The 20328-nt window shown below is 65.0% G+C and carries 22 protein-coding genes and 4 tRNA genes; 15 read left to right on the plus strand and 11 right to left on the minus strand.

The window, feature by feature from the left end; all coding sequences use genetic code 11:
* Positions 1 to 10: 10 nt before the first annotated feature.
* The 5 genes from trpB to VHN57_RS12330 all read left to right on the plus strand — a co-directional run bounded on the left by trpB (position 11) and on the right by VHN57_RS12330 (position 4807).
* The gene (trpB, locus tag VHN57_RS12310; RefSeq protein WP_423284008.1) at positions 11 to 1264 is read left to right on the plus strand and encodes a tryptophan synthase subunit beta; all 1254 of its coding nucleotides are present in this window, start codon (positions 11 to 13) and stop codon (positions 1262 to 1264) included.
* Between the two features lie 2 nt (positions 1265 to 1266).
* Complete coding sequence (gene trpA, locus VHN57_RS12315; RefSeq protein WP_278988653.1) at positions 1267 to 2085, plus strand: tryptophan synthase subunit alpha; 819 nt, start codon at positions 1267 to 1269, stop codon at positions 2083 to 2085.
* The gene (gene accD, locus VHN57_RS12320) at positions 2082 to 2930 is read left to right on the plus strand and encodes an acetyl-CoA carboxylase, carboxyltransferase subunit beta (protein ID WP_004207658.1); all 849 of its coding nucleotides are present in this window, start codon (positions 2082 to 2084) and stop codon (positions 2928 to 2930) included. The genes trpA and accD overlap by 4 nt, the downstream gene beginning before the upstream one ends.
* 33 nt (positions 2931 to 2963) lie before the next feature.
* Complete coding sequence (locus VHN57_RS12325; RefSeq protein WP_278987377.1) at positions 2964 to 4298, plus strand: bifunctional folylpolyglutamate synthase/dihydrofolate synthase; 1335 nt, start codon at positions 2964 to 2966, stop codon at positions 4296 to 4298.
* Between the two features lie 68 nt (positions 4299 to 4366).
* Complete coding sequence (locus tag VHN57_RS12330; RefSeq protein WP_004207660.1) at positions 4367 to 4807, plus strand: DUF6628 family protein; 441 nt, start codon at positions 4367 to 4369, stop codon at positions 4805 to 4807.
* 99 nt (positions 4808 to 4906) lie between these two features.
* Here VHN57_RS12330 and VHN57_RS12335 read toward each other — a convergent pair whose 3' ends face one another.
* The 3 genes from VHN57_RS12335 to VHN57_RS12345 all read right to left on the minus strand — a co-directional run bounded on the left by VHN57_RS12335 (position 4907) and on the right by VHN57_RS12345 (position 7618).
* Positions 4907 to 5662, minus strand: a complete 756-nt coding sequence (locus VHN57_RS12335; protein WP_278987375.1) for a tetratricopeptide repeat protein — start codon at positions 5660 to 5662, stop codon at positions 4907 to 4909.
* Between the two features lie 39 nt (positions 5663 to 5701).
* Entirely contained in the window at positions 5702 to 6994 is a 1293-nt protein-coding gene (locus tag VHN57_RS12340) for an AmpG family muropeptide MFS transporter (protein WP_278987374.1), read from the minus strand.
* 141 nt (positions 6995 to 7135) lie between these two features.
* Positions 7136 to 7618 carry a response regulator gene (locus VHN57_RS12345; protein WP_125989272.1) on the minus strand — a complete coding sequence of 161 codons (483 nt, stop codon included), beginning with the start codon at positions 7616 to 7618 and terminating at the stop codon, positions 7136 to 7138.
* Between the two features lie 174 nt (positions 7619 to 7792).
* On the opposite strand from VHN57_RS12345, the gene VHN57_RS12350 reads away from it, so the two are divergent.
* Both VHN57_RS12350 and rsmD read left to right on the plus strand, forming a co-directional pair.
* The gene (locus VHN57_RS12350; RefSeq protein WP_278987372.1) at positions 7793 to 9118 is read left to right on the plus strand and encodes a pseudouridine synthase; all 1326 of its coding nucleotides are present in this window, start codon (positions 7793 to 7795) and stop codon (positions 9116 to 9118) included.
* On the plus strand, positions 9115 to 9669 hold the full coding sequence (rsmD, locus tag VHN57_RS12355) for a 16S rRNA (guanine(966)-N(2))-methyltransferase RsmD (protein WP_037521740.1): 555 nt from the start codon (positions 9115 to 9117) through the stop codon (positions 9667 to 9669). Before VHN57_RS12350 ends, rsmD begins: the two co-directional genes overlap by 4 nt.
* Before the next feature lie 15 nt (positions 9670 to 9684).
* Here the strand turns inward: rsmD and VHN57_RS12360 are convergent, their stop codons facing one another.
* Positions 9685 to 10131 carry a globin domain-containing protein gene (locus VHN57_RS12360; RefSeq protein WP_278987371.1) on the minus strand — a complete coding sequence of 149 codons (447 nt, stop codon included), beginning with the start codon at positions 10129 to 10131 and terminating at the stop codon, positions 9685 to 9687.
* 108 nt (positions 10132 to 10239) lie between these two features.
* On the opposite strand from VHN57_RS12360, the gene VHN57_RS12365 reads away from it, so the two are divergent.
* Complete coding sequence (locus VHN57_RS12365; protein ID WP_423284013.1) at positions 10240 to 10734, plus strand: Rrf2 family transcriptional regulator; 495 nt, start codon at positions 10240 to 10242, stop codon at positions 10732 to 10734.
* On the opposite strand, the gene VHN57_RS12370 is transcribed toward VHN57_RS12365, so the two are convergent.
* Together VHN57_RS12370 and VHN57_RS12375 are read right to left on the minus strand one after the other, a co-directional pair.
* Positions 10691 to 11032, minus strand: coding sequence for a hypothetical protein (locus tag VHN57_RS12370; protein WP_010336087.1), 342 nt, complete (start codon positions 11030 to 11032; stop codon positions 10691 to 10693). The genes VHN57_RS12365 and VHN57_RS12370 overlap by 44 nt on opposite strands.
* Before the next feature lie 108 nt (positions 11033 to 11140).
* Positions 11141 to 11536 (minus strand): GFA family protein, encoded by a 396-nt coding sequence (locus VHN57_RS12375; RefSeq protein ID WP_314716333.1) that lies wholly within the window; start codon positions 11534 to 11536, stop codon positions 11141 to 11143.
* Between the two features lie 113 nt (positions 11537 to 11649).
* On the opposite strand from VHN57_RS12375, the gene VHN57_RS12380 reads away from it, so the two are divergent.
* Together VHN57_RS12380 and VHN57_RS12385 are read left to right on the plus strand one after the other, a co-directional pair.
* Complete coding sequence (locus VHN57_RS12380) at positions 11650 to 13926, plus strand: ATP-dependent helicase (protein WP_423284015.1); 2277 nt, start codon at positions 11650 to 11652, stop codon at positions 13924 to 13926.
* Positions 13927 to 13935: 9 nt separating this feature from the next.
* Positions 13936 to 14406: a hypothetical protein gene (locus VHN57_RS12385; protein WP_278988574.1), complete on the plus strand. Its 471-nt coding sequence runs from the start codon at positions 13936 to 13938 to the stop codon at positions 14404 to 14406.
* Here VHN57_RS12385 and VHN57_RS12390 read toward each other — a convergent pair.
* The 4 genes from VHN57_RS12390 to VHN57_RS12405 all read right to left on the minus strand — a co-directional run bounded on the left by VHN57_RS12390 (position 14394) and on the right by VHN57_RS12405 (position 15191).
* Positions 14394 to 14469: transfer RNA gene (locus VHN57_RS12390), tRNA-Ala, on the minus strand. The genes VHN57_RS12385 and VHN57_RS12390 overlap by 13 nt on opposite strands.
* 71 nt (positions 14470 to 14540) lie before the next feature.
* Positions 14541 to 14616 (minus strand) — tRNA-Ala (locus VHN57_RS12395).
* A gap of 72 nt (positions 14617 to 14688) precedes the next feature.
* Positions 14689 to 14764, minus strand: a tRNA-Ala gene (locus VHN57_RS12400).
* 88 nt (positions 14765 to 14852) lie between these two features.
* Positions 14853 to 15191, minus strand: coding sequence for a TIGR02300 family protein (locus VHN57_RS12405; protein ID WP_004207671.1), 339 nt, complete (start codon positions 15189 to 15191; stop codon positions 14853 to 14855).
* A 176-nt stretch (positions 15192 to 15367) separates the two neighbouring features.
* Between VHN57_RS12405 and aroA the strand changes: the two genes are divergently transcribed.
* From aroA to VHN57_RS12430, 5 genes are all read left to right on the plus strand, one after another.
* Positions 15368 to 16732, plus strand: coding sequence for a 3-phosphoshikimate 1-carboxyvinyltransferase (gene aroA / locus VHN57_RS12410; protein WP_423286024.1), 1365 nt, complete (start codon positions 15368 to 15370; stop codon positions 16730 to 16732).
* Positions 16729 to 17358 (plus strand): (d)CMP kinase, encoded by a 630-nt coding sequence (locus tag VHN57_RS12415; RefSeq protein ID WP_278986042.1) that lies wholly within the window; start codon positions 16729 to 16731, stop codon positions 17356 to 17358. The genes aroA and VHN57_RS12415 overlap by 4 nt, the downstream gene beginning before the upstream one ends.
* A 175-nt stretch (positions 17359 to 17533) precedes the next feature.
* The gene (gene rpsA / locus VHN57_RS12420; protein WP_004207674.1) at positions 17534 to 19246 is read left to right on the plus strand and encodes a 30S ribosomal protein S1; all 1713 of its coding nucleotides are present in this window, start codon (positions 17534 to 17536) and stop codon (positions 19244 to 19246) included.
* Between the two features lie 181 nt (positions 19247 to 19427).
* The gene (locus tag VHN57_RS12425) at positions 19428 to 19718 is read left to right on the plus strand and encodes an integration host factor subunit beta (protein WP_004207675.1); all 291 of its coding nucleotides are present in this window, start codon (positions 19428 to 19430) and stop codon (positions 19716 to 19718) included.
* A gap of 47 nt (positions 19719 to 19765) precedes the next feature.
* A tRNA-Leu gene (locus tag VHN57_RS12430) sits at positions 19766 to 19851 on the plus strand.
* Between the two features lie 18 nt (positions 19852 to 19869).
* On the opposite strand, the gene VHN57_RS12435 is transcribed toward VHN57_RS12430, so the two are convergent.
* Complete coding sequence (locus VHN57_RS12435; RefSeq protein WP_099233156.1) at positions 19870 to 20169, minus strand: hypothetical protein; 300 nt, start codon at positions 20167 to 20169, stop codon at positions 19870 to 19872.
* Positions 20170 to 20328: the final 159 nt, after the last annotated feature.

The raw sequence follows: 20328 nt of genomic DNA on the forward strand, positions 1-20328 counted from the left end.
AAAGATATTCATGACCGACACCATCACCCTGCCCAACAGCCTCCCCAATAGCCTGAGGACTCAGCCGGACGATAATGGCCATTTCGGCGCCTTTGGCGGCCGCTATGTCGCCGAAACGCTGATGCCACTGATCCTGGAGCTGGAAAAGGTCTACAAGGCGGCCAAGGCCGATCCCGAATTTCACGCCGAATATGCCGAGCTGCTGCGCTCCTATGTCGGCCGCCCCAACCCGCTTTATTATGCCGAACGGCTGACCGAAGCGCTGCGCGCAAAAGCGGAACCTGGCAAGGGTGCGAAAATCTACCTCAAGCGCGAGGAACTCAACCACACCGGCGCGCACAAGATCAACAATTGCATCGGCCAGGCGCTGCTCGCCCGCCGCATGGGCAAGAAGAAGGTCATCGCCGAGACCGGCGCGGGCCAGCATGGCGTCGCAACCGCAACCGTCGCCGCCCTGTTCGGAATGGAATGCAAGATCTTCATGGGCGCCAAGGATGTCGAGCGGCAGAAGCCCAACGTCTTCCGCATGAAGCTGCTCGGCGCAGAGGTGATCCCGGTGCATTCCGGCTCCTCGACGCTCAAGGATTCGATGAACGACGCCCTGCGCTACTGGGTGTCGAACGTCCATGACACTTTCTACATCATCGGCACCGCCGCCGGCCCGCACCCCTATCCGGAGCTGGTGCGCGATTTCCAGTCGATCATCGGCAAGGAAATCCGCGCGCAGATCATGGAAGCCGAAGGCCGCCTGCCCGACATGCTGATCGCCCCGGTCGGTGGCGGCTCCAACGCCATCGGCATGTTCCACCCCTTCCTCGACGATCCCGAAGTCGCGATGATCGGCGTGGAAGCGGCCGGCGAAGGCCTCGACAAGAAGCATGCCGCATCGCTGGCTGGCGGCGCATCGGGCATCCTGCACGGCAACCGCACCTATCTGCTCCAGGACGAGGACGGCCAGATCACCGAAGCGCACAGCATTTCGGCGGGTCTGGACTATCCCGGCATCGGCCCGGAACATAGCTGGCTGCACGAGATCGGCCGGGTGAAATATCTGCCGATCAAGGATGACGAGGCGCTGGAAAGCTTCCAGACCCTCTCCCGCCTCGAAGGCATCATCCCCGCGCTCGAATCCGCTCATGCCGTGGCGGCGGCCGAACAGGTCGCGCCGACGCTGGACGCGGACAAGATCATCGTCGTCAATCTGTCGGGCCGGGGGGACAAGGATATCTTCACCGTCGCCGACGCGCTGGGAGTGGAGATGTGAGCATGACCGACCGTCTCGCCACCCGCTTCGCCGCCTGCAAGGCACAGGGCCGCGCCGCCCTCATCACCTTCGTGACCGCCGGTGACCCGGACGTCGCCTCGACCCCCGCCATCCTCGATGCGCTGGTCGCGGGCGGCGCCGACATCATCGAACTCGGCATGCCCTTCACCGATCCGATGGCCGACGGCCCGGCGATCGAACTGGCGAACCTGCGCAGCCTCGGTTCGGGCACCAAGACCAAGGACGTTTTCGCGCTGGCCGCCGATTTCCGTGCGCGCCATCCCGAAACACCGCTGATCCTGATGGGCTATGCCAATCCGATGCTGGCGCGCGGGTCCGACTGGTTCGCCGACCAGTGCCAGACCGCCGGTGTCGACGGGGTAATCTGCGTCGATATCCCGCCGGAAGAAGATGCCGAACTCGGCCCCGCGCTGCGCGCCGTCGGCGTCCATCTCGTTCGCCTCGCGACCCCGACCACGGACGCCGCCCGCCTGCCCGCCGTGCTGAACGGCGCCAGCGGCTTCCTCTATCATGTCGCCGTCGCCGGCATCACCGGCAAGCAGCAGGCGGCGCAGGCCAATATCGAAATAGCGGTCGATCGGCTGAAGGCCGCCACCGACCTGCCGATCGCGGTCGGCTTCGGCGTGCGCACGCCCGAACAGGCGGCCGCCATCGGCCGCGTTGCCGATGGCGTGGTGGTCGGTTCGGCGATCGTCGACATCGTCGGCTCGCACGGCGATGCCGCCGGCCCCTTCGTCCAGGAATTCGTCGCGTCGCTCAGCGGCGCCCTCACCACTTCTATCCGGGAGACCGCAGCATGAGCTGGATCAACCGCGTTCGTAACGCCCTGCCCTTCACCAAGAAGGAAACCACCGCCGAAACGCTCTGGCATCAGTGCCCGTCGTGCAAGGAAATGGTCTTCATCAAGGAATGGGAGGAAAATCTCTCGGTCTGCCCGCGCTGCGACCATCATGGCCGCATCGGTCCGTCGGAACGGTTCGAGCAGATCCTCGACGCCGGCTTCATCCTGCTGCCGACCCCCGGCGTGCCGGAAGATCCGCTCAAGTTCCGCGATAGCAAACGCTATCCGGACCGGATCAAGGCCGCCCGCGCCTCCACCGGCGATCAGGACGCGCTCATCAACGCGCGCGGCGCGATCGACGATGTGCCGCTGGTCATGGGCGTGCAGAATTTCGCCTTCATGGGCGGTTCCATGGGCATGGGCGTGGGCGCGGCCTTCATCCAGGGCATCAATGACGCGATCGCGCATAAATGCCCCTATGTCATCTTCACCGCTGCCGGCGGCGCGCGCATGCAGGAAGGCATCCTCTCGCTGATGCAGATGCCGCGCTCCACCGTGGCGATCCAGAAACTGCATGCGGCCGGCCTGCCCTATATCGTCGTGCTGACCGATCCGACCACCGGCGGCGTCACTGCCAGCTACGCGATGCTGGGCGATATTCAGATTTCGGAGCCCAATGCCCTGATCGGCTTCGCCGGTCAGCGCGTCATCGAAAGCACGATCCGCGAAAAGCTGCCCGAAGGCTTCCAGCGCGCCGAATATCTGCTCGACCATGGCATGCTCGACATGGTGGTCCATCGCAGCGAACTGCGCGACACGCTGGCCCGCGTGATCGGCTATCTGACGCCGCGCGCCGCCGCCTGAGCCTCAAAAGCGCGATAGGGGGATCAGCGCGCCATGGCCGACCATGCCGTTTCGGACGACCCGCAGGTCCAGGCCCAGCTTGACCGGCTCTGGTCGCTGTCCCCCGGCGCCGATATATTGGGACTGGAGCGGATCACCCGGCTGCTGGAGCGGCTGGACGATCCGCACCATCGCCTGCCGCCGGTCTTCCATGTCGCCGGCACCAACGGCAAGGGGTCGACCTGCGCCTTTCTGCGCGCCGCGCTGGAAGCGGACGGCAAGACCGTCCATGTCTTCACCTCGCCCCATCTGGTCCGCTTCAACGAACGCATCCGCATCGCCGGCAAGCTGATCGACGATGCCATGCTCGCCGCCTATCTCGCTCGCGTGCTCGATGTAGCCGAAGGGATCGGCGCCAGCTTCTTCGAGGTGACGACCGCCGCCGCCTTCCTCGCCTTTGCCGAACATGATGCCGATGCCTGCATCATAGAGGTCGGCCTTGGCGGGCGGCTCGATGCCACCAACGTCATCGTCGATCCGGTCGTCTGCGGCATCGCTCAGCTCGGCATCGATCATCAAGCCTTCCTGGGCGACACGCTGCCCGTCATCGCCGCAGAAAAGGCCGGCATCGCCAAGCCTGGCGCGGCGCTGGTGACGCAGCGTTATGACGCCGCCCTCGCCCCGGTGATGCAGGACGCCGCGGATCGCGCCGGCACCCGATGGCTCGCCATGGGCACCGCCTGGGACGCCGCCGTCTATCGCGACCGGGTCCATTATCGCGACGAACAGGGCCATGTCGACGTGCCGATGCCGCGCCTGCCCGGCGCCCATCAGGTCCAGAATGTCGCCCTCGCCATCGCCATGCTGCGCCATCAGCAGGCCGTGCCGGTCAGCGAGGCGGCGCTGAAGGCCGCGCCGCTCTGGGCGCACTGGCCCGCCCGGCTGCAACGGCTGGAGCACGGCCCGCTGCTCGCGGCCCTGCCCGACGCGGCGGAAGCCTGGCTTGACGGCGGCCATAATGAAGCCGCTGGCCAGGCGATCAGCGCCTTCTTCACCGCCGACCGGTTGCACAGCCGCCAGATCCAGCTCGTCATCGGCATGCTCGCCAACAAGGACATGGACGCCTATCTCGCCCCGTTCGGCGGCCGGATCGCCCATATCCATGCGCTGCCGGTGCCGGGGCATGATCATCATCCGCCCGAACACTTTGCCGCCGTCGCCGCCCGCTGGGGCATAGGCTGCACCGCCCATGACGGTCCGGAAGCGGCGATCGCCGCCATCGCGCAGGATGCCGCCCAGGCCCAGGATGCGGCACCGATCATCCTGATCGCCGGCTCGCTCTATATGGCCGGAGAGATTTTGCGGTTGAACGGACAATTGCCCGACTGATTTAGACTTGCGAATGCCTCGCAATAGCGTAGCTTGTGTGTCCCCGAGTCACACAAAGGCGCACCCGCATGGCATATGGAGAAAGCTACCCCGTCGAACTGCCCCGGCCCATTCCGGGCGGCTATGGCAATCGGCTGTTCCTGTTCGTCATGCGCCGCATGGCGACGGCCGGGGTCAATGATGCCCATGCCGCCAATGCGATGCTGGGCGCCTTCGGCAAAAGCTATCGCCGGCCCCTGGTGCTGATGCGCGCGATGATGCTGGAACTGGCGCGCGCCGCCAGCCGCAAGATATTGGTCGCGCCCTGTTGCTGCGCGCGGATGACCGCGGACGAGGCCGCGATCATGCAGGCGGTGGGCGATGCGCTGCGCGATCCGCATACCGCCTTCGACAATGTCTCGGGACTGCTGGGCAATGACGATGCGCTGGGCGCGCTCACCTGCCTGCAGGCGGTGGCGCAGGCGCATAGCGACCTTGGTCGGCCGCTGGACCTCTACGCGGCCAATTAAAGCATCGTGCGCAAAAGTGGGAACCGGTTTTGCGCTTAAAACGATGCGACAACAAAAAATTAGAGCGCGCTGCCTGCGTCGGATTTAACGCAGCGCGCTCTAAGCCGCCGCCTTCCGCAACTCCGCCAGCCGCTCGCCGGCCCAGCGATACATGTCGGCCTGGGCGGCGCGCTGGGTGCGGTCGAGCCGCCTGGCCCGCTGCTCGACCTCCTCCAATATCTGCCGCGCGCGCAGCCGGTCACCCTGCTCCAGCAGGAAGGCGGCATAATGGCAGCGCGCCTCCTCACCGGCATATCGGCTCATCACATCCTCGAACAGCAGACGCGCCTGCGCATCCTCGCCGATATCGGCCAGCATCCGCGCCCGCAGCAGCGCGCGCCGATCCCATTCGCTGCCCCGGCCGACCTCGGGCACATCGTCCAGCTCCGCCAGCCCCTCGCGGCTGCGCCCCAGTTCGAACAGGGTCTGCGCCAGCTTGACCTGCGTCGTCGCATCCTGCCCCGGTCCCAGCGCCAGCCCCTGGCGATAGGCCGCCTCCGCCTCGGCAAAGCGGCCCAGGTCCAGCAGCGCATCGCCCAGCGCGATCCGGTTGGCGGCGGTCTCCGCCAGATCCAGATCAGCCCGCGCCTTGCGCAGGCCGCGTTCGGGATCGACCTTGCCGACCACCTGGCTGCGCGCGGTGCGCAGATGACGATTACCCCAATAGGCCGGCAGCACCTCCAGCATCAGATAGGCAAAGCAACCCGCCAGCGAGAAGAGGAAGATGAACAGCATCCAGATCTGGTTGCGGCCGTTGCGCACGACATCGACCGCACAGATGATCTGGATACAGATGGACGCGACGAGAAAGATCATGCGATGCAAAAGTCCTGATTGTTCGACCTATTCGTCACCTCAGTCGTCCGTTGTGCTGGGCTGACGAACGCTGTCCACGACAAAGCCCTTATGCCAGATCAACCAGAGCAACAGCATGCCGGGCAATGCCGCGGCGACCGTCGTCAGCCAGAATCCGACCCATCCTACATTCTCAGCGATGATCCCTGCCGGCGCAGCCAGCCAAGTGCGACCTACAGCAGCGAACGATGACAATAATGCGAATTGGGTTGCGGTGTAGGCAAGGCTGGAAAGGCCGGACAGATAGGTGACGAACACCGTCAAACCGATACCACTCGTCACCTGCTCCGTCGCCACCGCTATGGTCAGCCACAAATTCGAATGGCCGTGCATCGCAACGATGACGAACGTCAAATTGCTGAGCATCATCATCAGCCCCGATATAAACAGGGCGCGCCCCATGCCGAGCCATGCGATGAAAGGCGCGGCCAAGGCCGTGCCAACAATCAGGCCCCAGAAACCGACGACCTTGTTGATCGCGATAAACTCAGCATCGGTGAACCCAAGATCGACGATCATCGGGTTGAGCATGCCCTGCCCCATCGCATCGCCTATTTTATAGAGCAGCACGAACAGCAGGATCAGGACCGATCCCTTGCGCCCTAAAAACTCGATGAAGGGATTGAGCACCGTTTCCTTTAGCCATGCGCCGAACCGCTTCCCGGCCATTTCCCCATGGCGATCAACATAAGTGCCCGGCCCAGCCCAGAGCGCCCCCAGCGCACCGGGCAGCACCAGCAAGGCGGTCAGGCCATATGCAAGCGGCCAGCCAAGGCCGAGTCCTGTCTGCGGTGAATAGAGGAAGATCGTCCCGACCCCGGAGAAGAAGGCGCCAAGCCGATAGCCGAACTGGTTCGTCGCCGTGCCATAAGGCATCTCTTCATCGCTCAATATCTCGATGCGATAGGCATCGATCACGATATCCTGCGTCGCGCCCAGGAAGGAGACGAGGATCGCGCAAAAGGCGAAATAGCCAAGATGATTGGCAGGATCGCTGCTCCCCAGCATCCAGATCGCGCCGAACAGCAGCAACTGAATGAAAAACAGCCAGGCGCGCCGCTGACCGAAAAGCCGCGTTAGGACCGGAAGCGGGAGTTTATCGACCAACGGCGCCCAGAGCCATTTGAGCGTATAGGGTGTCGTCAGGCCGATAGCGAAACCGATCGTAGACTTCTGGATACCCACTTTGGATAGCCAATAGCCCATCGTGCCAAGCAGCAGCATAAGCGGAAACCCGCTCGATATGCCGATCAACAAGGCCACGAACGGCATTTTCCCGAAATAGGGACGCATGACATCCCGCCAATTCCGTTTACCCTCGGCGATATCTATCACACATATTCCCCGCGCCCGTTCATTACGGGCGCCACCATATGAGCAAATGCAGCAGAGGCAAGCGGCACGGCCGCCTGCCTGCCCCGGATCAGCCCGGCGTCAGGCGATCTCGGCGAACAGTTTCATGCCGCGCGGCTTGCGTGGTGGCGCGCGACCGGCCAGCACCGCATCGACCACCGCGATCGCCGCCAGCAGGTCGCGCGGGGCGAAGGGCTTGGCGAGACAGCCGACCGCCAGCGATCGCGCATCGGCGGGACAGGCACCGGTGACGAACAGCACCGGCAATTGGCGCGCATGGGCATGACGCGCGACCTCTATGCCGCAGCGCCCACCGCGCAGATTGATGTCGGTGACGACCAGATCGACCGATCCGGCATCGATTACGCGGGCAGCATGGGTATGGCTGTCGACGGTGGCGGCGATGCGATAGCCTGCCTGGGACAGGATATGCTCATGGTCGAAGGCGACGAGCGGTTCATCCTCCACCACCAGCACGCTGCGAATGACGTTGCGCGGCGCACCTGCCCCGTCTCTCGCCCCGTCCCTGGCGGTGTCGTCCCCTCTGATTCGCCCGAAAAACATTTGCTGTCCTGCCCCGTTTCCGCCATGCAACCGACCAACGCCGCGCCCCGGCGCCGGGTTGCGCCCGGCCGGGGCTTTGCCGTTCACATGGACGGCGCTATGGCACCGTTCATCATATTGCACATGCCGCCCTGATATGGGGATGGCCACCCGTCACGAAAAGGAATGCATCAAGTGGAACCGCCAAAAAAATCTGGTCCGCCGCGCCGGTCAGGTCCGGGCGGTCCCAAGCGTCCCTCCGGCCCCGGATCGCGTGGCGGCGCCGATCGCGGCACTGGCCGTGGCCCGGCCCGATCCAACGCCCGGTCGGATAGTCGCAACGAAGGTCGTTTTGACAGCCGGAGCGAAGGCCGTTCGGAACGCCCCTCCCCGCGTGGCGAGCGCCCCGATCGCAATGGCCCCGGCGAGGCCCGTGGCAATCGCTTCGGCGAAGCGCGCGGTGAACGCAGCGAACGTCCGGCCCGTGGCCGCCCCGATCGCGCCGCCCAGCCGGATCGCGCAGAACGCCCCGTCCGCAGCGGTCGCCCGGCCGAAGGCCAGCGCCCCGAGCGCGCCGCCGCTGATCGCCCCGCCCGCGCGCCCTTTGGCGAGCGTGCCGCCCGTCCCGCTTTCGGTGACCGCCCGGCCCGCCCGCGTCCCGAAGGTCGCACTGAAGGTCGTATGGGCGGCACATCCTATCCGCCGCGCCGCCCCGGCAGCAAGAAGCCGGCGCCCCCCCATGTCGCCAACCCGCACCCGGCCCGCGCCGCCGCGGAAACCAGCGGCAAGGGCGAACCCCAGCGCATCGCCAAGCTGCTCGCCCGCGCCGGCATCGCCTCGCGCCGCGAGATCGAGCGGATGATCGAGGAAGGCCGTATCGCCAGGGACGGCGTCACGATCGACACCCCCGCGACGCTGCTCACCTCGCTCCATGGCGTCACCGTCGACGGTGATCCGGTCGCCGCGCCCGCCCCCGCGCGCCTGTTCCTGTTCCACAAGCCGACCGGCTTCCTCACCACCGAGCGCGACCCCGCCGGACGGCCGACCATTTACGACATCCTGCCCGACGACCTGCCGCGGCTGATGCCGATCGGCCGGCTCGACATGAATACCGAGGGGCTGTTGCTACTCACCACCGATGGCGAGTTCAAGCGCGAGATGGAATTGCCCGCGACCGGCGTGCCGCGCACCTATCGCGCCCGCGCCTTTGGCGAGGTCAGTCAGCAGCAGCTGGAGGATCTGTTCGACGGCATCGAGATTGACGGCATCCAATATGGTCCGATCGAGGCCAATCTGGAACGGCGCACCGGCCGCAACCAGTGGATCGAAATGACCCTGACCGAGGGCAAGAACCGCGAAGTGCGCCGCGTGCTCGAACATTTCGAACTCAAGGTCAATCGCCTGATCCGCACCAGCTACGGCCCGTTCGAACTGGGTGAACTGGCCGGCGGCGCGGTCGAGGAAGTGCGCCAGCATGACCTGGTCGCCTTCCGCAGCAGCCTGAAGAAAGCACAGAAATGAGGATTATCTCGGGTCAATGGCGCGGCCGTCCGCTGGTCGCGCCCAAGGGCGACGCCACCCGTCCCACCGGCGACCGCACCCGCGAGACACTCTTCTCGATGCTGGCGAGCCGCTTGGGATCGTTCGAAGGACTGGCCGTGGGCGATTTCTTCGCCGGCTCGGGCGCGCTGGGCTTTGAAGCCCTGTCGCGCGGCGCCGGCTCCTGCCTGTTCGTCGAGCAGGACAAGGCGGCGATCGACGCGATCCGCGCCAATGGCGACAAGCTCGGCCTGCGTCCGGACATCCGCCAGACCAGCGTGCTCTCGCTCGGCCCGACAAAGACGCCGCTCGACCTCATCTTCATGGACCCGCCCTATGATACCGGCGCGGGCCAGGTCGCACTCGACAAGCTGGCGCGCCTGGGCTGGACCAGCCCGGCGACCTGGATCAGCATCGAAACCGACCGGCGCGAGGATGTCGCGGTCAAGGGCTTCATCGTCGACGCCGTGCGCGACGTCGGCAAGGCGCGCCTCACCCTGCTCCGCGCAGAGGACAACGCGCCCGCCGCGTAACGCTCAGGCGGAATATCAGGCGGTCTCCGCGTAGGCCGCCTGTTCCTTGCCGATCAGGATATTGGCCAGGAAAGTATAAGCTTCCGCCCAGGCGGCCAGCACTTCGTCGGTCGCCACCGCTTCGCCCAGTACCTCGCGGATCGCGGGCAGCAACGCGGCCGCCACCTTGGGATAATGGTCCGGCTGCACCCCGGTATCGACATGGCGCTGCACCATGCGCGCAATCGCGCCGTCCAGCGCCTGCAACTTGTCGACATTCTCGGCAAAGCCCAGGATCGCCGCCGCGAGCCGGCGCGGCTGCTCGCCGCTGGCCTGCGCCGCCTGATCGAACATGTCCTTGATCGACGCATCCTCGAACAGCCGCGCATACATGCGGGTGGTGATCTCGACGCCATGACGCCGCAGCGCCGGGCCGGTCGCCTTCACGATGGCGATGGTTTCGGGGGACAGATTTTCGCGCATGACAGGCTCCTTATCGGGGGACTCGATAAGGTTCATTTAATATGCATCTTTTAAGATGTAAATTGAATATATGTTTATGACGCTCTGCCCGCAGGATAGGAGGGCGCGATGCAATTGACCCGCCACACCGATTATGCGCTGCGCGTGCTGATCCATCTCGCCGCCGTACCGGGCGGACGGGCGACGATCCCGGAAATTGCCGATGCCTATGGCCTGTCGCGCAATCATCTGATGAAGGTGGTGCATGGTCTGGGCCAGGGCGGCTTCATCCGCACCCAGCGCGGTCGGGGCGGCGGCTTCGCCCTCGCCGCCGATCCTGTCGATATCCGCATCGGCGCGGTCGTGCGCCATAGCGAGCCGGACATGGCGATGGCTGATTGCGCGTCCTGCGCGATCCGTCCGGCCTGCGGCTTGTCAGGCATATTGGCGCAGGCGCTCGGCGCCTTCCTGACGGTGCTGGATGGCTACAGCCTGGCCGACGCGGCGCGCGACCGGACTGGCCTCGCGGCGCTCATCGCCGCCCTGCCCGCCCCTGCCGCCGCCGACCTCAATCCGGATCTCAGCCCGGCCTGCGCATCCTCTTCTTCGCCTCGCCCGGATTGACGCAACCGTCCTGCACGCCCTTGCCGCAGACCGGATAGGCCTTCGCCTCGGTCGGCGGCGGCGTCATGTTGCCGCCCACCGTCACAGGATTGGCCGCCGTGCCCACAGGCGCAGCCGGATCGCGCGGCACGTCCGCCGGCGCCGGCACCATGCCCGTCTCGGCCGGCACCGCGCCGGTCGGCTGGGCCGCATTGGGATCCTGGTTCTGGGCCGGCGGCGACATCGCCTGCGCCCCGGCCTGACCGGGCAGCGCCGCCATCGACAGGGCAGCAAAGCCGGCGATCATGATGATCTTCATCGGGTTGGTCCTTCTACTCCTTGCCCCGAGCAAGGGAGAAACCGGCCGCCCCGCCTCCCTGTTCCGCGTCAGCGACGAACCGTGCCGCCGCTGACGCCGGCCGCACGCTCAGTCCGACGGGTATCGATCGAACCGGGGCAGGTCATGCGCCGCCGCCATCCACGGCGCCGCCTCGGCATATTGGACATGCACCGCCGGCGGAAAGACCGTCTGATCGTCCAGCGTCGCGCTCTGGATGTCGATCATGCCGGGAAAGACCGTCGGGTTGGTGTAGAACAACCCGGTGCCACAAATGCCGCAGAAATGGCGGGTCGCATTGTCCGACGACTGATAGGTGACCGGATCGCCCTCTATCGTCACCTTGTCATGCGGGAACAGCGCCCAGCCGACCATCGGCGCGCCCGCACTCATCCGGCAATCGCTGCAATGGCACAGCGCGCTGTAAACCGGCTCGCCCTCCGCCGCATAATGGATCGCCCCGCACTGGCACCGCCCCGTCACCATCATCTTGCTCCATTCGCATCTTGCGTGATTCCCCTTTTGTTCTCATAGATTGCGTCCCGCTGCAAGGCCATCCGCCCTTGCCCCCGCAACCGCCCATCCCTAGTTGATCGCCCATGACCGTGCCTGCCCCCTCTCCCAATGACCCGCCCTATCTGAAGGGCCTCAACGAACCGCAGCGTCAGGCTGTACTGACCACGGAGGGACCGGTGCTGGTGCTGGCCGGCGCGGGCACGGGCAAGACCGCAGCGCTCACCGCCCGCCTCGCCCATCTGGTCGCGACCCAGCGCGCCTGGCCCTCGGAAATCCTGGCCGTGACCTTCACCAACAAGGCGGCACGGGAGATGCGCGAGCGCGTCGGCCGGATGATCGGCCCGGCGGTCGAGGGCATGCCCTGGCTCGGCACCTTCCACGCGATCGCCGCCAAGATGCTGCGCCGCCATGCCGAACTGGTGGACCTCCAGTCCAATTTCACCATCCTCGACACCGACGATCAGCTGCGCCTGATGAAGCAGCTGATCCAGGCGGAGGGGATTGACGAGAAGCGCTGGCCCGCGCGCCAACTCGCCGGCCTGATCGACCAGTGGAAGAACAAGGGCCTCACCCCGGAGGAAGTCGGTGCCGGCGAGGCGGAGGGCTATGCCCATGGCAAGGGGCAAAAGCTCTATGCCGCCTATCAGGCCCGCCTTCGCGAGGTAAATGCCTGCGATTTCGGCGACTTGTTGCTACATTCTCTCACCATCTTGAAGCGTCACCGCGATGTGCTGGAGCAATATCAGCAACGCTTCAAATATATCATGGTGGACGAATATCAGGACACCAACTCCAGCCAGTATCTCTGGCTGCGACTGCTCGCCCAGACCCGCAAGAATATCTGCTGCGTCGGCGACGATGACCAGTCCATCTATTCATGGCGTGGCGCAGAAGTCGCCAATATCCTGCGGTTTGAAAAGGATTTTCCGGGCGCCGTGATCGTCCGCCTGGAACAGAATTACCGCTCCACCCCGCATATCCTGGGCGCCGCATCCGGGGTGATCGCGGAAAATGGCAACCGCCTGGGCAAGACATTGTGGACCGACGTCGACGTCGGCGAAAAGGTGCGCGTGCTCGGCGTGTGGGACGGGCCGGAGGAAGCCCGCCGCGTCGGCGACGAGATCGAGGCGATCGCCCGCGCCGGCGGCTCGCTGGATGAGGTCGCGATCCTCGTCCGTGCCCAGCACCAGACCCGCGAATTCGAAGACCGTTTCATCCAGATCGGCCTGCCCTATCGCATCGTCGGCGGCTTCCGCTTCTATGAGCGCGCCGAAATCCGCGACGCGCTCGCCTATCTGCGCCTCGTCAACCAGCCGGCCGACGACCTGGCGTTCGAGCGGATCGTCAACGTGCCGAAGCGCGGCCTGGGCGACAAGGCGGTCGAGAAGCTGCACCGGCTGGCGCGCGCGGAGGGCATTCCCCTAGCCCTCGCCGCCGCCCGCATCCTCGACACCGACGAACTGACACCCCAGGCGCGCCGTTCGCTCGGCGCCTTCATCGGCGATCTCGCCCGCTGGCGCGATCGCGCCGCACAACTGCCCCATGCCGAACTGGCGCGCCAGATCCTGGACGAAAGCGGCTATACCGCCACGCTCCAGGCCGAACGCTCGACCGAGAGCGCCGGGCGCCTCGAAAACCTGAGTGAACTCACCCGCGCGATGGAGGAATATGAGACGCTGGGCGCCTTCCTCGAACATGTCAGCCTGGTCATGGACAATGAGGCGCAGCAGGACGAGCAGAAGCTCACCATCATGACCATCCACGCCGCCAAGGGCCTGGAATTCGACAATGTCTTCCTCGCCGGCTGGGAGGAAGGCATCTTCCCCTCGCAGCGCGCGCTGGACGAAGGCGGGCTCAACAGTCTGGAGGAGGAACGGCGCCTCGCCTATGTGGCGATCACCCGCGCGCGCAAGCGCTGCACCATCCTCCACGCCGCCAACCGCCGCATCTATGGCCAGTGGACCAGTTCCATCCCCTCCCGCTTCGTCGGCGAATTGCCGCCCGAACATGTGGATGAGGAAAGCAGCATGTCCGGCGGCGCCTCGCTCTGGCGCGCCAACTGGTCGGAACGGGACGATCCCTTCGCCAATGTCGCGCGCGGCTCGTCGCGGGGGCCGGGCTGGCAGCGCGCCCAGACCAGCGGCCAGTTCAGCCGCGAGCCCGTGCGAATCGTCGAAGCCCGCACCTCGGCCGTGTCGCTCGGCAACAAGGGCCGCGACGATGTGTCCGTCGGCCAGCGCGTCTTCCACCAGAAATTCGGCTATGGCACGATCGCCGCGATCGAAGGCAACAAGCTGGAAATCGACTTCGAAACCGCCGGCCGCAAGCGGGTGATGGATAGTTTTGTATCGCTGGCGTAATGTGCATGAATGACCGACCCCACGAGATTGAAAGCAATTTGGAATCAGAAAGAGATTCCAGTTTTTCTCAGGCGAGAGGAAGGCAGGCCGCGCCTACGCCTGCCATGCAATTGGAACAGCTATGCCCATGTCGCCCTGACGAGAAATTGGATACGCGCCGGTCGTCATTCAATTCCTGAGAGCGATTACAAACGGCGGTATTGGGAAGTGCCCGCATCGTGGTTCAACGAACTACTCAAGCAACTTCTACAGGAATATGGCAAATTATATGTAATTCAGCCTTTTAGAGAGCAAGAGAAATGCTCTCAGATGTGCTGGGACGCCAAAGGCCACGAGTGCCAATGCTCTTGCATGGGCAAGAACCACGGACAGGGCAAATCCGGGCATTGGCTCGAAATATCGGAAACATTCGCAACTCGCTGGGGCGAAATGGAATATGCTTGCCGCCTTCTAACAATGAAGAAAAATGGTGGAGCCTAGCGGGATCGAACCGCTGACCTCCTGCATGCCATGCAGGCGCTCTCCCAGCTGAGCTAAGGCCCCATCCTGATACGGCGCGAACCGCGTCCCGATGGATCAGACCATGTCCGGCACAAGCCGTCGGCCGAAAAAATTGGTGGAGCCTAGCGGGATCGAACCGCTGACCTCCTGCATGCCATGCAGGCGCTCTCCCAGCTGAGCTAAGGCCCCATCCTGATACGGCGCGAACCGCGTCCCGAATGGATCAAACCATGTCCGGCACAAGCCGTCGGCCGAAAAAATTGGTGGAGCCTAGCGGGATCGAACCGCTGACCTCCTGCATGCCATGCAGGCGCTCTCCCAGCTGAGCTAAGGCCCCGTACCATCTTGAGGCGCCGTTGGGTCCGGCGCCTCGGAGGTCGCTGCCTCTAGGATCAGGCGATCCCGTTGGCAAGCAGAATTTTCACTTAATTGTCGTCGTCGCCGTCATCATTGCCGGCATCGACGCCCAGGTCGTCATCGCCGCCCAGATCGACGTCATTATCCGGCGAATCGCCGTCATCATCGACGTCCAGATCGATGTCCAGATCATCGTCCGCCGTCTCCAGCTCGCCATCGGCCGTTTCCACGACCTTCTTGGGCGCGGCCTCTTCATAGGGCAGCGGCTGCTTCGACTTCAGCACCGGTTCGGGCTCCCAGGCGGCGCCGCAGTTGATGCAGGTCACCGGGTCATCCTTGCCCAGGTCATAGAAGCGAGTCGCACATTTCGGGCAGGTCCGCTTCGTGCCCCATTCAGCCTTCACCATGTCCGGCCTGTTCCTTCTTCGATGCTCAAACAGAAATCACGCGGCACGACGGAAGTCGGCCACGAAACGTCGGGCGCCTTGCCATAGCGAAACCGCGCTGTCAAAAGCCGGGCGCATTTTTTCGGTTCCAAGATGATGGATACCCCGTGACCAGCCATAATGACCAACCCAGCCCGATGACCTTCACCGCCGCCCCTGCCCTGTCCGGCAGCGTCGCGGTTCCGGGCGACAAGAGCATTTCCCACCGTTCACTGATACTGTCCGCCCTGGCCGTGGGCGAAAGCCGGGTCGAAGGCCTGCTGGAGGGCGAGGATGTGCTGGCCACCGCGGCCGCCCTTCGCGCCATGGGCGCGAAAATTACCAAAGTATCCGCCGCCGATGGCGGCGGTGGGCGCGCCATGGGCGCAGACTTCAGCCGTGACGATGACGGCATCTGGCACATTCATGGCGTCGGCGTCGGCGGCCTTCTGCAGCCCGAAACGGCGCTCGACATGGGCAATAGCGGCACCTCGACCCGCCTGCTGATGGGTCTGGTCGCCAGCCATGGCATCACCGCCACCTTCGTCGGCGACGCGTCCCTCAGCAAGCGCCCGATGGCGCGCGTCACCGAACCGCTCTCCCGCGTCGGCGCCAGCTTCACCACCAGCCCCGGTGATCGCCTGCCGCTGACCATGACCGGCGCCTGCCCGGCCGTGCCGCTCGACTACACCCTGCCGGTCGCCTCGGCCCAGGTGAAGTCGGCGATCCTGCTCGCCGGCCTCAACACGCCCGGCATTACCCGCGTGGTCGAGCCGATCCCGACCCGCGACCATAGCGAGCGCATGCTCAGGGGCTTCGGCGCCGACCTTGAGGTCGAGGTCCAGGCCGACGGCACCCGCATCATCACGCTCAAGGGCGAGGCCGAGCTCAAGCCGCAGAATATCGTCGTGCCCGGCGACCCCTCGTCGGCCGCCTTCCCGATGGTCGCGGCGCTGCTGGTGCCAGGATCGCAGGTGACGATCGCCAATGTCGGCCTCAACGCCACCCGCGCCGGCCTCATCGACCTGCTGCGCGAAATGGGCGGATCGATCGAGATCATCAACGCCCGCGAAGTCGGCGGCGAGCCGGTCGGCGACCTGGTCGTCACCGCCTCTGCCCTGAACGGCGTCGAGCCCGACCCCGCCCGCGCGCCCAGCATGATCGACGAATATCCCGTCGCCTTCGTCGCGGCAGCCTTTGCGCATGGCCGCAGCATCTTCCGCGGCCTCGACGAACTGCGCGTCAAGGAATCGGACCGCATCGCCACCATGGCCACCGGCCTGCGTGCGATCGGCGTCACGGTCGAGGAACTGGAGGACGGCATCATCATCGACGGCAGCGGCGGTCAACCCCTGCCCGGCGGCGGCCCGATCGCCACCAGGCTCGACCACCGCATCGCCATGAGCTTCGCGGTCGCCGGCCTGGTTTCGCGCGATGGCGTCACCATCGACGACATGCGCCCGGTCGCGACCAGCTTCCCGACCTTCACCACCCTGCTCCAGACGCTGGGAGCCATCGCATGATCATCGCCGTCGATGGGCCCGCCGCATCGGGCAAGGGCACGATCGCCAAGGCGCTGGGACGCCATTATGGCCTGCCGGTGCTCGACACCGGCCTGCTCTATCGCGCGGTCGGCCTGTCCGTGCTGAAAAATGGCGGCGACCCGGATCATCAGGCCGACGCGCTGGCCGCCTGCGCCTTTGACGACGTCATCCTGGCCGATCCGGCGCTGCGCAGCGAAGCGGTCGGCAGCCTCGCCTCGCGCGTGTCGGTGCATCAGAGCGTGCGCGACGCACTGGTCCAGCGCCAACGCGACTTCGCCACCCAGCCAGGCGGCGCCATCCTCGACGGGCGCGACATCGGCACCGTCATCGCGCCGGACGCCGATGCCAAGATCTTCGTCACCGCCAGCGTCCATGTCCGCGCCGAACGCCGCTTCAAGGACGCCCAGGCCCATGGCGGCGCGCCCGACATGGACAGCCTGATCGCCGACATCCAGGCCCGCGACACCCGCGACATGAGCCGCGACCATGCCCCGCTCAAGGTGGCCGACGGCGCCGACTTGCTAGATACCAGCAATTTGACTATAGACGCCGCCGTCCAGCGGGCCATCGCGCTTGTGGACGCCCAGCTTGAAGGTCGCCCGTAAGCGTGTGACCCGATAAGGCGCGCGGAAATTCCGGGCGCCCTTTTCGCTTTTCCAGGCTTGGCGTTCCAACGCCCAACCCCTTGGATACGCAGGCGGTATTCGGCCGCATGCGTGGTTTGGCCAAAGACCATCGGACACAACCGATTGGCCAGCAATGATGAGTGAAGGACCAACCATGGCCTCTACGGCATTCCCCTCGCGCGACGATTTCGCCGCGCTTCTCAATGATTCTCTCGGTGGCGAAGACGGCGGCTTTGAAGGCCGCGTCGTAAAGGGCACCGTCACCGGCATCGAAAACGACATGGCGCTGATCGACGTCGGCCTGAAGTCGGAAGGCCGCGTGCCGCTGCGCGAATTCGCCGCTCCCGGCCAGAAGGCTGACCTCAAGGTCGGCGACGAAGTCGAAGTCTATGTCGACCGCGTCGAAAACGCCCATGGCGAAGCCATGCTGTCGCGCGACCGCGCTCGCCGCGAAGCCGCCTGGGACAAGCTCGAAGCCGAGTTCACCGAAAGCGCCCGCGTCGAAGGCGTCATCTTCGGCCGCGTCAAGGGTGGCTTCACCGTCGACCTCGACGGCGCCGTCGCCTTCCTGCCCGGCTCGCAGGTCGACATCCGCCCGGTTCGCGACGTCACCCCGCTCATGGACATCCCGCAGCCCTTCCAGATCCTCAAGATGGATCGCCGTCGTGGCAACATCGTCGTGTCGCGTCGCGCCATCCTGGAAGAAACCCGCGCCGAACAGCGCTCGGGCCTGATCCAGACCCTGGCCGAAGGCCAGATTATCGAAGGCGTCGTCAAGAACATCACCGACTATGGTGCGTTCGTTGACCTGGGCGGTATCGATGGCCTGCTGCACGTCACCGACCTGTCGTACAAGCGCATCAACCACCCGAACGAGATGATCAACATCGGCGACACCGTCCGTGTCCAGATCATCCGCATCAACCGCGAAACCCAGCGCATCAGCCTCGGCATGAAGCAGCTGGAAAATGATCCGTGGGAAGGCGCCGCCGCCAAGTACCCGGTCGGTGCAAAGCTGTCGGGCCGCGTCACGAACATCACCGAATATGGTGCGTTCGTCGAACTGGAGCCGGGCATCGAAGGCCTGGTCCATGTTTCGGAAATGTCCTGGACCAAGAAGAACGTCCACCCCGGCAAGATCGTTTCGACGAGCCAGGAAGTGGAAGTCATCGTTCTCGAAGTCGATCCCGAGAAGCGCCGCATCTCGCTCGGCCTCAAGCAGGCCCAGTCGAACCCGTGGGATTCGTTCGCAGAACGTCACCCGATCGGCTCGACCGTCGAAGGCGAAGTCAAGAACGCGACCGAATTCGGCCTGTTCATCGGCCTGGACGGCGACGTCGACGGCATGGTCCACATGTCGGACATCGCCTGGGGCATCTCGGGCGAAGACGCGCTGGCGCTGCACCGCAAGGGCGAGACGGTTCAGGCCGTCGTTCTCGACATCGACGTCGAGAAGGAGCGCATCAGCCTCGGCATGAAGCAGCTTGAGCGTGGCGGTCCGGCCGCCGGCGGCACCACCGCCGCTGCTGCTGGCCTGAACAAGAACGCGATCGTCACCGTGACCGTTCTGGAAGTTCGCGACGGCGGCCTGGAAGTCCAGGCTGGCGAAGATGGCGCCACCGGCTTCATCAAGCGCAGCGACCTGGGCCGCGACCGCGACGAACAGCGTTCGGAACGCTTCCAGATCGGTCAGAAGTTCGACGCCATGGTGACCGGTTTCGACCGCGCCAAGAAGCCGACCTTCTCGGTCAAGGCGATGCAGATTGCCGAAGAAAAGCAGGCTGTTGCACAGTATGGCTCGTCGGACAGCGGCGCGTCGCTGGGCGACATCCTGGGCGAAGCGCTCAAGGCCAAGAACGAAGGCTAATCCCTTCCTTCCTGCCAATAGGCAAAGAAAAGCCCGCCGGAACCCAGGTTCCGGCGGGCTTTTTCATGCCCTTCCGCCACTTCCTTGCCCTATCGAAACGATTTCGTTGCTCCCCGATTGTCAACAGCTTTCCAATTGTTTATAAATGTCGGCAGGGGAAATTAGGGGTGCTGGAGGAACTATGATCCGTTCTGAACTGATCCAGAAACTCGGCGAAGAAAATCCGGGCCTCAGCCTGCAGGAAGTGGAAAGGATCGTCGATCTTTTCTTCCGCGAGATTGTCGATCGCCTGTCGAGCGGCGGCCGGGTCGAACTGCGCGGCTTCGGCGCCTTCACCACCCGCGCCCGCGATGCCCGCACCGGCCGCAATCCCCGCACCGGCGAACAGGTGCCGGTCTCGGCCAAGCGCGTGCCCTATTTCAAGCCGGGCAAGGAAATGCGCGAACGGCTGAACGGCAAGGCCGCCGACTGATCAGCCCCTTGACCTGCCGCGCCTGAGCCTTCAGGGGAAGGCGCAGCGCGGACGTGGCGAAATCGGTAGACGCAGCGGACTTAAAATCCGCCTCCCCCTGGGAATATGGGTTCAAGTCCCATCGTCCGCACCAGGCGGCTTTTCTCGACAGTCAGAAATCGGCGCTGATCAGCGCCAGGCGATCGAGCGCCAGCATTTCCCGGCGGGTCGGATGTTCGGGATCGTCGGCGCCCAGCCACAGCCTGACCAGTTGTCCCTCCTCCATCCGCGCCAGTTCGGACGCAATCTCGACATCGGCGGTGGGGCTCATGCTGCGGCCGCATGCGCGGGCATTGATCTGCGCCGCAAGGGCCGCATTCTTGCCGGCCAGGGCCTGTTCGACCCTTGCCCAGATCAGGATATCCCCGGCACTGATCGGCGCATCTTGCAGCGGCGCAGCCATCATTCCCATCACCATTCGTCCATAGCAAATCCGACCGCCCTTCTAGCGCCGCCGGTTTTGCGTCGGGATGTCCGGAAAATTACAGGCCGGTAACGCAAATGTCACATCGCACCGCGCCCGCCTGCGCTGGCGATTTGCCCGGAATTCTTTTGGCAAAAGGCTGGCATT

It is taken from the genome of Sphingobium salicis subsp. salicis (genome assembly GCF_049472635.1).
Taxonomy (GTDB): Bacteria; Pseudomonadota; Alphaproteobacteria; order Sphingomonadales; family Sphingomonadaceae; genus Sphingobium; species Sphingobium yanoikuyae_A.